The organism is Bacteroides sp. MSK.20.82 (assembly GCF_019052485.1).
Taxonomy (GTDB): Bacteria; Bacteroidota; Bacteroidia; order Bacteroidales; family Bacteroidaceae; genus Bacteroides; species Bacteroides thetaiotaomicron.
This window is the reverse complement of the sequence record NZ_JAHQUN010000082.1, coordinates 1-11,097: the sequence shown is the minus strand read 5'-3', so window position 1 is coordinate 11,097 and position 11,097 is coordinate 1. Positions and strand designations below refer to the sequence as shown.

Genomic DNA, 11,097 nt, shown 5'->3' with positions numbered 1-11,097 from the left:
CCGTGCATTGTAATTTTGTCATGGACGAAACCTATCACCAGAACTTAAAGCTGATCGCGATCCGCAAAGGCGATTCGCTAAAATCGGTATTGCAAGAGGCTATATCTGACTACTTGGATAAAAACAGTTCCCTGCTATAACAGCGTATCGGGAATATACAGGGCAAACACTCCACAAAAGAAATTCTCCAGGAAAAAGGTACGCAAAAAGCACCCCTACACATCAAAAAGTATATTGAAAATGCGATTCCCTATAAAGAACCCGTTGGCGGGATTAATCTTGCGTATGTTTAACCTGCCAACGGGTACGATATTGATAAACTTTTTGTTTAAGGTTTAACGTTTACGTTGCTATTTGCATCAACCCAGCCTGTTGTCTCTGCATCAAACTGGATCGGATTCAACACAGCCTCTCCCTGATCAGTATAACCACCACCGAAAATCAACGTGTAGATATGACGCTTGCCCGCTACCCATGTATCTCCGAACGGAACATAAATTGTTCCGTAACTATCTGCTGAACCCAACAGATAACCTCCGGACTGCTGGATTTTGCAGGTGATCGACAGGTAACATTGATGCGCACCGTCGGCTTTTATCTTGGTATTGGTGGCTTCTTCGGAAACTTTCCATGCTGTCAGCTTCTGTGGTATATTCAGCATAGGAGTTTTTTCGGAAATATCGGTAGCTGTGGTATTACTATTGACCTCGATGAATTTGCCTTGCACTACGGTAATAAAACCTCCTCCTGTAGAGCTTTCAGGCCAATCACCCACAGCCCAACTTCCCGTTCCATCGGCTGTCGCAGGCAATGTGTAGACGCCGCCCATTTTTACATTAAAAATCTTGATGTCCTTTATATTCACCTGCATGTTATCGTATTCGGTCTTTGCTTTGAATACGACCTGTGACAGAATATGCTTGAAGTTAAATTTCACTACTCCGTTGTTCTTGTCTTTTGTCTGGCCTTTGGCTATGGCATACATCACGTCGTAGTTTTCATGAGCATTGATACCAGATCCATACTCATCGGAGCAGGAATAAGTTATCTTTTGAGTATCCTTGGTGGCTTCCCACATATAACTCCACTGCATGGCTTCATCAACCGTTCCGGGATTGAATGCGTAAAAGTCCAAAGCCTCGGTAGGCCAATAACGAAGGTCGCTCGCATTTTTATAATCCCACTTACCATTATTGTACACGATATTCACTCCGTCATGTCCAAAATCCGTGTCTACCTTTCCCATGAAGGCAGTACCATCCGCCGTAAAAGCGAACACGTCGAAATCGGTGTTCTTCAAGTTGGTGTTGGTAGTAGGGGTAGCCCTCGTTTCCGCCGCATTACTTAACACGTTAAAACCAATCGCATTCCGTGAGGAGGTTTCCACATTCGCAATCTCCTCGTCTGAGCAACCCATGAGTAGAGCTCCAAAGATTGCCCAAAGCATTACTGTACTTTTTTTCATAAATAAAAATAAATCAAATTGATACATATAATTAATAAACTCATATTACAACACTATATCCATATTCACATCATCCCAATCATCAACGTCCACATCAAATCCCGCACCGTCACTTCCCGGCTCGGATGGAACCTCATAATCAAAATTCAACACCAGATGCACATCACCGACATGCCCCACTACCGGGACATCATGCACTTGGCCGCTCACGTCCTGTTCCAATACAGACATGCTGCCTGAACGGTTCTTGAGATACAACCGGAAAACATTGGGCTCTCCTTCAAGTGCGGAATGTCCAAACGTATAGAATCCGCCTATAATCTGATTCCGTGAAACCATTCCATCAAAGAGCAGGCTCTCCGAAAGACCGGCGGGCAAACTGTCGGCGGACATGTTAAGCGAGCCGGACATGCCGGAAAGAGCGGCCCGCAAATCCGCCACCCTATCCAGTCCCCGAAGACCGTTCACCTCATACGTGTAGTGACATACCATGTTTACGGGAGTCAGCCGTACTATCTCCGCGCTTCCTCCCGGAATGTCCTTGAGGATAACTTCGTCTATATGGTCGCCACACAGCCAAGGTGGGGTGACAGCCATTGTCCGGTTATCCGGCGACTGCACATCACGCGTATCGGCAGTAAAAAGCGTGTAACTGCCGTTTTCTTTCCAAACCATCCCGTCGGTATCGTAGTTGAAGCAAATTACCCGGTAATCATTCTCGGGAAGCTCCACTTCCCCATCCTCTCCTCCGGGGAAATCAAATATCCACGTGTTGCTTTCATCGTCGGTCGGATAAAATACGACCCTCATGCCTTCAGGCTTGTCATGATTGGAAATCTTGGTCCAGTCGAATATTACCCGCACCGTGGCAAAGTGCGGATGATCGTAACATAAATCCTTATGCTCACAAGCCGTCAGTCCTATCCATAAAAATATGAACACCAGACTAAAGCGTATCCGTATCACTGCCTGCCTCCTTTCTTCCGGCTATAATTCCCCCGCCCGATCAACCACACCAAAGAGATACCCGCCTTGGTCGGGCCGAACCAGCGGCGGTTTTTAGTGGTCTGCCATACATAGTGACCGTCCAAAGGGATGTACTCCTTGTACGATCCTCCAAGGTAGCCGATTCCCAACGTGAAATCCACATTGAACCGATGTCCCACAGGTAACGAGTAGCCGTAAGCCACGCCTCCCCCGTAACTCCATTTATCCCCCAAGTAACCTTTCCCACCCAATTCGAAATCATAGGTGACGATCTGCCCGTACAATCCGACATGATGCCCGGAAAACGGTTTTTCCACCGCTCTCCGACCGAACCAGCGGCGCAACTCCACATCTCCCCCATAGATACGCCAATAATTATGCTTCCGATCACTTTTCCACCAGGCATACATCCAATTCCCGGCCACAGACCAGTTCTTCCCCAAACAGAACTCAACCCCGATGTCAGGTATCAAAACAGCGTCATAAAGCAAGTTTGTTTTCACCGCCATGCAAAACGGCCGTTTCTTTACCGGAGCTATGACGGTAACGGTATCACGGATGCACAACGTATCACGTGTATGTATATATACCGTATCTCTGACGGGATTTATCGGATCACTATCATAGCATATTTTCACCATCGACGAACGAAGTTTCGGAAAATGGAATTTATACAAATATGAGTATGGCCTCCCCCCTTTCAGTCTTTTCAGTTCTCCCCCCAAATAAGGGCTGTCCTGGTTTTCCAAACGGACGATCTTCTCCAACAAACGAAGGACATCCTCCCTCTCCGGAACATTCACATCCGCTCTCACCATCGTTATAAGTCCGTTCCAGTCGCTTCCCGAAAAATGAAAATCCTTCTCCAATACCGGAATCTTTATATAAGGTGATATATACCGCCACAAAACCTCTGCTCGTTTTTCAGACAGCCTTCCATTCAACAGCCCCCCTCCTTCCGGGGAAGCTCCTCCTATTATTTGAATTTTCCTGATAAGACGGACGGAGTCGTTCAATGCGGAACAGATTTTAGCAAACCGCTCCATCTCGTTCCCATTGTCAAGTAAACATGTATCTATATTTACCTTTCCTTGATGAAAATAGATCCTTACCGAATCACGCTTCTCCTGAGCGGATATTTCTCCGCTTATACTCAACACGAGCACGAACAATACACATTTAATATAAAAAAAACATCTTTTCGTCATTTAATCATTTGTTAATATGACAATCCAAACCCAGGCTTTTACACCCCCTGAATTTCAACCGCTAAAGATATGCACTTATAAACCAACCTCCAAAGCAAAAAACAAGTATTTTAAACTTATAAATACTTAAAAAGACAACCACACAACAGCTACAACACTTACCACAGCAGCCAATCACGCTTACACAACAATTAAAAACACTTAACATCATAAAGAAAAGTACTTAAACATACAAAAAAACAGTTATTTTTGCAGGAAACATTATACTTAATAACACTTAAAACAATAAAACACATGAAAATCAGCACAAAAGCCGCCTCTTTTCTAAGTTCAATAAAAACTCAAACTTACGACAAAAAAGAAAGAGAAATGATAATAACGTATCAACAAAAACGAGTCTTTCATCTATCCCTGCTCATGCTGGTCTTATGCGCACCCATATACATATATTCAGTTCCATTTCCCAATGAACAGTTTTATTATATTAACAGCGTATTATTCCTGTTTATCATTATGTGCACTCTCGCTTATTTTAAAAAGAGAGTAAATCTGACCACGACCTTTTCCATTATACTGATAGCCATACATATCGAGATTTTTATCGAAATAATTTATTGCTCAATATGTAGCGGATATGAATATAGTTATCAAAGAGCATTGATAATGAGTAACATTACTATCTCTCTCTTATTTACCATGCTTTCCATCTGTGCCTATATGAGTAATATCTCCATCCTATTGTCCTCCCTTACCATAGCTTCCTATACAATCTGCACACTTATCACCGACGAACCGTTCCTATACAGTTATCTGCCTTTGATCATCATCATATACACCATGATCCCCTTATTAGGAAGATCCTTACACAGTAATATCAGCAGCTTGCTAAAAAGTAGCAACTTGCTAAAAGAGGAAGAGGAAATGCTTTTGAAACGTCTCCAAATGAAAAAGGAAGAACTATTCGCGTTCGCCGAGTTGTTAAGCGAGAATAACCCGGAAGAAAAGACAAGCTCCCTGTTAAACATAATAGGGGAACAATCCAAAGAAAATCTTTTTACAGCCCTTGCCGCATACCAGAAAAAGGAAAAAAGTAAACTTGATACAATCAGGAGAATATATCCCAATTTATCCCCGTCCGAATTAAACATCTGCCGTTTAATACTGCAAGACAAGACCGTCAGCCAAATATGCGAATTATTACATCGGAGTAGCGGAAACATAACCAGCCAACGAGCGAACATACGTGCCAAACTCGGACTGAAAAAAAGCGACAATTTAAAAGAAGCATTACAAGAACGCATGAGGCTGTATGAAGAAGAAGAACACCGGCAAGAAGAGTTTTCAGCCATGCGTTAGGGATTGCAGAGTAAAGCCCACAGCCTTTAGGCGAGGACTTGAAACGTAAAGCCCGACCGTCCCACAGGAACGCCCAAAAGAAAAAGAATCCCCCGAACATTCATCCGGGGGACATCCAAGCCGTCACATCAATTATAATACAGATTCAGATCATCCGTGCCAATCTCCTTTCCGTCCCGGAAAACAAGGCGTAAATCAATCCTCTCTCTGTTTTCATTGCCACAAAGATAGACATACCGGCCAACATACGCATCATACTTATCAATCAGTTCTAACGGTATGACCGGCATGGGAAAAGGATACACCTATATTGCATATAGCGGAAAATTTGTAAGATTACCCTGTACTTTATAAGGCAACATAGAAAATCTCTCCGCATGCAATTCCGGTCTTTTTCCCAGTAATGCTGTCAACGAATTGGCCCGGACATTCCCTTCGGCCTTCACTTCTATCGGCACCATTTGGGCATTACGTTGAATAACAAAATCCAACTCAAGACGCGAATTGTCTGTGTTATGGTAATAAATCGGTGACACGCCCTTACTTTTCATCTGCTGCAATACATACTGTTCAGTCATTCCTCCCTTGTATTCCTTAAATATGTCGTTTTTAATCAAGACTTGGGCCGGATCTGTCTTGACCATAGCACCCATAAGCCCCAAATCAACCATATAGAGTTTGAAAGCCGACAGGTCTTCATAAATATCAAGCGGAAGCTCCGGTTTGGTACATCGAGGCACTTTATACAACAACCCGGCATTTACAAGCCATTGAATGGCCATCTCAAAATCATTGGCTCTGGCACCTTTTCGCAAAGCTCCGTAAATGAATTTCTTGTTTTCTTTAAATAATTGGGAAGGAATGCTGTTCCATACCATTCGGACACGCGGAACCTGTTCTTTGGGCGCATGTTTTGAGAAGTCAAGATCATAGCCTTGCAAAATCTCCGACTGTATTCTTCTGACTTCCAGCAAGGAATCCGTTTCTACATATTTGAGTACAACTTCCGGCATACCACCTACATAATAATATTGCCGAAGGAGATCCGTATATTTGTCATGCAGGAGGCTTATCGTTTCAAAATCCCCACTCATAAGCAATTTACAAGCTTCTTCTTCTCCCTTGGCGACAAGAAACTCTTCAAAGTTCATAGGAAATATATTGATGACATTTACCTTCCCTACGGGATAAGACACATCCTGATGAAGGGATATCCCCAAAAGTGAACCTGCCACAGCTATATGATACTCCGGAACCTCCTCTTTAAAATACTTCAAAGATTCCAGTGCTTCCGGGATATCTTGTATCTCATCAAGGATAATAAGCGTATCACCCGGAGTAATGTCAACGGAAGTCATCGCACGCAGCCCCCGTAAAATTCTGTCAACATTGAAATCCTGAGAAAAAAGCTGGCGTGCAAGGTTATTCTTACGGCATACCACATAAGCCTCTTTTTTGTATTCAAGTTTGGCAAACTCATGGAGCAGCCATGTTTTCCCAACTTGTCGGGCACCATTTAAAATCAGAGGTTTTCTATCCTCACGGTTTTTCCATTCTATAAGTTGTTGCAAAACAAATCTTTTCATCTACAAACAGCATTTTTATACATGTAAAAACAGCGTATAATACATTTATCCGCACTTATTTAAAGCACAAATATACTAAAATAAACAGATAATAGAAGCAATCTTATACATTTTTCCGCACTTTAATCAACTCCAATGGAAAGCAGTAGCCAATTTAGGATTGCCTTCTCCACGCTCGATGGCCACCAGCGTATTGATGCCCACGCCCGCCAGTTCGGAGAAGTTCCAGCTGATTGACCTTCAAACTCTTCCTGCACTCTTTAATCATCTTTCCTAGCTCTTTCATATTCACAACACATTGTGATTTTAGTCAGTTTTCATCCTAGTTCAAAGAAAAAAACAGCCGATAAAGCAACTATAATCATTGTATTCATATAGATTAACATCATATATTCAAGTTAATCTATATATTTACATGGATTATTTGTATATTTGCAAAAAAGGAACAACCATGTGGAATGAAATGAGCAATCCAGCTGTGCTGATGAGAATCGGCCAGCGCATCAAAGAGACACGTATCAGGCAGCATATCACGCAGGAAGAACTGGCAACGGCTTCCGGTGTAAGCCCCTTGACCGTTGCGAACATCGAGAAGGGCAAATCGGTATCGCTGCTGTTGTTCATCAGCGTACTCCGCTCGCTCGGCCTGCTGGAGAACCTGGAGCAACTGGTACCGGAAATCCGGGTCAGCCCGATAGAGCTCAAAAAACTGCAAGGAAAGAAACGCTACCGTGTACGCCATTTAAAACAAGATAACCATGAATGATTTGATAGTAGATGTAAAGCTATGGGGAGAAAGCGTAGGCTCTCTCTATTGGGAAAAGGAAAGCAATGCCGCCTTGTTCGACTATGAACGGAAGTTCATCCGCTCCGGTCTTGACATTTCTCCCATCATCATGCCCATCAGCCAGTACAGGAACACCCCCTACCGGTTCCTTGAAAACCGTACCGACTGTTTCAAGGGGTTGCCCGGCCTGTTTGCCGATTCACTGCCGGACACTTTCGGAAACCAGATCATCAATGAATGGTTTGCCAGCAAGGGATTGTCCGGAGAAGAGATTACCCCTTTAGACAGGCTTTGCTATGTAGGCAAACGTGGCATGGGCGCACTGGAGTTTGAGCCGTCCTCGCCAATCAACGGCATGAACGAATCATCAGTGCTCCATATCGAGGAACTGACTGAGCTTGCCAAATCCGTATTCACGGACAGAATGGCTTTTCAGGTCCAACTGCGCCAGGAAGGAAGAAACATTCTGGATATACTGAAAGTGGGAACATCTGCCGGAGGTGCCAAGCCCAAGGCCATCATCGCCTACAACGATATTACCGGAGAGGTACGCTCCGGACAGGTAAAAGCTCCTGAAGGATTCGGGTATTGGCTGTTGAAATTTGATGGCGGCAAATACAGCGAACACACGCAGATAACGGACAATCCACAAGGAATAGGAAATATCGAATATGCCTATCACCGGATGGCAAAAGCCTGCGGTATCGATATGATGGAATGCCGGTTACTTCAGGAAAAAGAGTCATATCACTTTATGACACGACGTTTTGACCGTATGGAAGACGGAGAGAAGATCCATGTACAGACATTGGCCGGGCTTGCCCACTATGACCGTGACCAACGCCATTCATACGAAGAGATATTCCGTATCATGCGGCAGATGAACCTCCCTTATCCAGAGCAGGAGGAACTATACCGAAGAATGGTGTTCAACGTCATGAGCCGGAACCATGACGACCATAGCAAGAACTTATCTTTCCTGATGGATAGACAAGGGAAGTGGAAACTGGCCCCAGCATACGACCTCTGCTACTCATACACACCGGGCGGCAAATGGACGAACCGCCACCAGCTGTCACTCAACGGCAAACAAGACAATTTCACGATGGAAGATCTGCAAAAGGTAGGTGAGAACATGGGTATCCGGAAACACAAACAGATTATCGAAGAGATACAGGAAACCGTATCGCATTGGCATGAGACTGCCAAGGATTGCGGGGTCAAGCCGGAACACGCCGATTTTATCGGAGAAAACCTGCTCTTGTTCGGCAAGCAACTGCATACGATCCATATGCCGGACATTGCCAACGAACAAGAGCAGGCTTTCATGAAGGCTATGCGAAATGATGACTTCAATACCATTCTGAAACTGAAGATGAGAGGATATCAGCCATCGGAGAACACACTGAAAAGCCTCCAGCCGGATGTATCCGCCACCACCTTCATCGCTGCCGCCAAAATCTTCCAAATGGAAGGGATGCTAAAAAGCCTTCAGGACATAAAACCCGCGCAAAGCCCGATTACAGGCGGCAATAAACGTAGCATGGAATTGGGGGATTAGCACACAAACTACATCGCGCACAATTCAATATAACAGTAAATATATTAATTGTTATATATTATATTTTGATTTAACAATTAATATATTTACCTTTGTAAAATGACAACGAATCACATCACCCAAGCCATGGCCAATCCGGAAATCATAGTGGAACTGGGCAGACGATTTAAGGAATACAGGCTAACCTATAGGCTCACCCAAAAAGAGGCTGCCGAGAAAGCCGGTGTCAGCCTTATCACCTTACGCCAGTTTGAGAACGGGAAGGCCTATAACATCAATATGGGCAACTTTCTTGCCCTGTTACGAGTAGTGGACTGTCTGGAACAGATGGATGATCTGATGCCGGAAATACCTGTTTCAGCCTATACAATGGAACGAATAATGAATAAAAAGCCGAAAAGGATAAGACATGGAAAATAATGTTGTGAGTGTTATGTTATGGGGAGAAGAAGTCGGAAAGCTCTATTGGGACGAAAGAAACAAAAGAGCCGTCTTCAACTATCATCCGGATTTCATCAAGAAAGGAGTGGAAATCGCCCCACTGACCGCTTCTGTCAAAGGACCGGCGGCAAAGGGTATGCCCATACTCGGAAACAAAGAAAAGACTTATCAAGGTCTCCCACCGTTTTTGGCAGATTCATTGCCTGATCGGTGGGGTAACATGGTCTTCGACCAATGGGCGGCACAAAACCATATCCCCAAGCGCAAACTCACACCGGTAGATAAACTGTCTTTCATCGGGAAACGGGGAATGGGAGCCTTTGAGTTCATCCCGGCCACTCCTGGATTGGAATCCTCTTCCACTCTCCAGATAGAGAGTTTATACCAACTGGCACGCCGTATCTTTGAGGAACGGGAGGAAATATCCGTGCAAGATGACGAAGCACTGCAACTGCAAAGTATCTATGAGATAGGTACATCAGCCGGAGGGCAGCACCCGAAAGCCATCATCGCCATCAATGAAACGACACATGATATACGTTCCGGCCAAGTCCCTTTACCGGAGGGCTATACCTACTACATATTGAAGTTTGCAGAAGGGGACGATTTTCCGTTCACGCAAATGGAAATGGTATATTATGAGATGGCAAAGGAAGCCGGGATTACGATGATGCCTTCCCGACTCATTCAAATTGAGGGAAAACATCACTTCCTGACGGAGCGTTACGATAGGATAAACGGAGAGAAGATACATACACAGACACTTGCTGCCATGAATCCGGATGCAACGAGCTATGAGGATTTGTTTGAAGTCTGCCGAAAACTGAACATCCCGGCAAGCGAACAGTCCGAACTCTACCGTAGGACGGTATTCAATATCATGGGCGGCAATGTGGATGACCACATCAAGAATTTCTCTTTCCTGATGGAAAGAAACGGCACATGGCACATCACCCCAGCCTACGACATGACATTCACCACCAATTTGGACGGTGCGGCATACGAAAACGCACACTCCATGAGCATTGCAGGAAAAGATAACGACATCACGGAAGATGACCTGATGCAATTTGCCAAACAGAACGGAATAAAGAATGCGAAAAGGATAATCGAAGAAGTCAGCCTTGCCATCAGCCATTTTTACGATTATGCCACCAATCATCAAATCGATGACTATTGGAAAGACCGCATCGAAGAGCATCTTTCCGGTTTGGTATCTCCGATCATAGGGAAAACCATGAAACACTACCTGCCCACCATTGTCGAACCCTACGAGACAGAGGATGGCTTTTTGGTATCAGAAATCAACATCATCGAAAACACCCGGCATGATTTCCGTATCGAGGCCTTCATAAACGGAAAGCGACAGAAATACATTGCCGGGCGTAAAAGCGATTTGGCTGCTGAAGTCATTGCCAAAGGCAGAAACAAGATGCCCGTTGAGAACAAGAAAGAACTTGTGGAACGGTTGTTACTGCCTTTAGCTAGAAGATAAAAACAGACGAATAGCGACACTATTACATTAATAAAAAGTCTGTTCTTGTTCGGCAAGCAACTGCATACGATCCAAATCCGGACATTGCCAACGAACAAGAGGAGGCTTTCATGAAGGCTATGCGAAATGATGACTTTTCAATACCATTCTGGAACTGAAGATGAGAGGATATCAGCCATCGGAGAACACACTGAAAAGCCTCCAGCCGGAT

The 11,097-nt window shown here is 44.3% G+C and carries 10 protein-coding genes and 1 pseudogene; 5 read left to right on the top strand and 6 right to left on the bottom strand.

From position 1 onward, the window contains the following. Positions 1–328: 328 nt before the first annotated feature. The 3 genes from KTR07_RS26955 to KTR07_RS26945 are packed head-to-tail and all read right to left on the bottom strand — an operon-like array spanning position 329 to position 3,660. Positions 329–1,465: a fimbrillin family protein gene (locus KTR07_RS26955; protein WP_171030154.1), complete on the bottom strand. Its 1,137-nt coding sequence runs from the start codon at positions 1,463–1,465 to the stop codon at positions 329–331. 45 nt (positions 1,466–1,510) lie between these two features. Further along, a complete protein-coding gene (locus KTR07_RS26950) occupies positions 1,511–2,431 on the bottom strand; it encodes a DUF5119 domain-containing protein (protein ID WP_005868808.1) in 921 nt (306 codons plus the stop codon). Beyond that, a complete protein-coding gene (locus KTR07_RS26945; protein WP_005868809.1) occupies positions 2,428–3,660 on the bottom strand; it encodes a DUF3575 domain-containing protein in 1,233 nt (410 codons plus the stop codon). The genes KTR07_RS26950 and KTR07_RS26945 overlap by 4 nt, the downstream gene beginning before the upstream one ends. A gap of 294 nt (positions 3,661–3,954) precedes the next feature. Between KTR07_RS26945 and KTR07_RS26940 the strand changes: the two genes are divergently transcribed. Beyond that, the gene (locus tag KTR07_RS26940) at positions 3,955–5,016 is read left to right on the top strand and encodes a LuxR C-terminal-related transcriptional regulator (RefSeq protein WP_005868810.1); all 1,062 of its coding nucleotides are present in this window, start codon (positions 3,955–3,957) and stop codon (positions 5,014–5,016) included. Positions 5,017–5,321: 305 nt separating this feature from the next. Here KTR07_RS26940 and KTR07_RS26935 read toward each other — a convergent pair whose 3' ends face one another. Beyond that, positions 5,322–6,602: an ATP-binding protein gene (locus KTR07_RS26935; protein WP_005868811.1), complete on the bottom strand. Its 1,281-nt coding sequence runs from the start codon at positions 6,600–6,602 to the stop codon at positions 5,322–5,324. A gap of 126 nt (positions 6,603–6,728) precedes the next feature. Further along, positions 6,729–6,888: pseudogene (locus tag KTR07_RS28570) on the bottom strand (helix-turn-helix domain-containing protein). Between the two features lie 129 nt (positions 6,889–7,017). Here KTR07_RS28570 and KTR07_RS26930 point away from each other — a divergent pair. The 4 genes from KTR07_RS26930 to KTR07_RS26915 all read left to right on the top strand — a co-directional run bounded on the left by KTR07_RS26930 (position 7,018) and on the right by KTR07_RS26915 (position 10,886). Continuing rightward, positions 7,018–7,368, top strand: a complete 351-nt coding sequence (locus KTR07_RS26930; RefSeq protein WP_005868812.1) for a helix-turn-helix transcriptional regulator — start codon at positions 7,018–7,020, stop codon at positions 7,366–7,368. Continuing rightward, positions 7,361–8,950, top strand: coding sequence for a type II toxin-antitoxin system HipA family toxin (locus KTR07_RS26925; RefSeq protein WP_005868813.1), 1,590 nt, complete (start codon positions 7,361–7,363; stop codon positions 8,948–8,950). Before KTR07_RS26930 ends, KTR07_RS26925 begins: the two co-directional genes overlap by 8 nt. Before the next feature lie 99 nt (positions 8,951–9,049). After that, positions 9,050–9,370 (top strand): helix-turn-helix transcriptional regulator, encoded by a 321-nt coding sequence (locus KTR07_RS26920; protein WP_005868815.1) that lies wholly within the window; start codon positions 9,050–9,052, stop codon positions 9,368–9,370. After that, on the top strand, positions 9,360–10,886 hold the full coding sequence (locus KTR07_RS26915; protein WP_005868817.1) for a type II toxin-antitoxin system HipA family toxin: 1,527 nt from the start codon (positions 9,360–9,362) through the stop codon (positions 10,884–10,886). The genes KTR07_RS26920 and KTR07_RS26915 overlap by 11 nt, the downstream gene beginning before the upstream one ends. Positions 10,887–10,908: 22 nt before the next feature. Here KTR07_RS26915 and KTR07_RS26910 read toward each other — a convergent pair. Continuing rightward, positions 10,909–11,097 (bottom strand): hypothetical protein (locus KTR07_RS26910; RefSeq protein ID WP_217315550.1); only part of this gene is annotated, 189 nt, incomplete at its 5' end.

Coding starts and splice junctions, on each gene's coding strand:
- KTR07_RS26955 (WP_171030154.1), bottom strand. CDS start 1,465: ATGAAAAAAAGTACAGTAATGCTTTGGGCAATCTTTGGAGCTCTACTC.
- KTR07_RS26945 (WP_005868809.1), bottom strand. CDS start 3,660: ATGACGAAAAGATGTTTTTTTTATATTAAATGTGTATTGTTCGTGCTC.
- KTR07_RS26940 (WP_005868810.1), top strand. CDS start 3,955: ATGAAAATCAGCACAAAAGCCGCCTCTTTTCTAAGTTCAATAAAAACT.
- KTR07_RS26935 (WP_005868811.1), bottom strand. CDS start 6,602: ATGAAAAGATTTGTTTTGCAACAACTTATAGAATGGAAAAACCGTGAG.
- KTR07_RS26930 (WP_005868812.1), top strand. CDS start 7,018: ATGGATTATTTGTATATTTGCAAAAAAGGAACAACCATGTGGAATGAA.
- KTR07_RS26925 (WP_005868813.1), top strand. CDS start 7,361: ATGAATGATTTGATAGTAGATGTAAAGCTATGGGGAGAAAGCGTAGGC.
- KTR07_RS26920 (WP_005868815.1), top strand. CDS start 9,050: ATGACAACGAATCACATCACCCAAGCCATGGCCAATCCGGAAATCATA.
- KTR07_RS26915 (WP_005868817.1), top strand. CDS start 9,360: ATGGAAAATAATGTTGTGAGTGTTATGTTATGGGGAGAAGAAGTCGGA.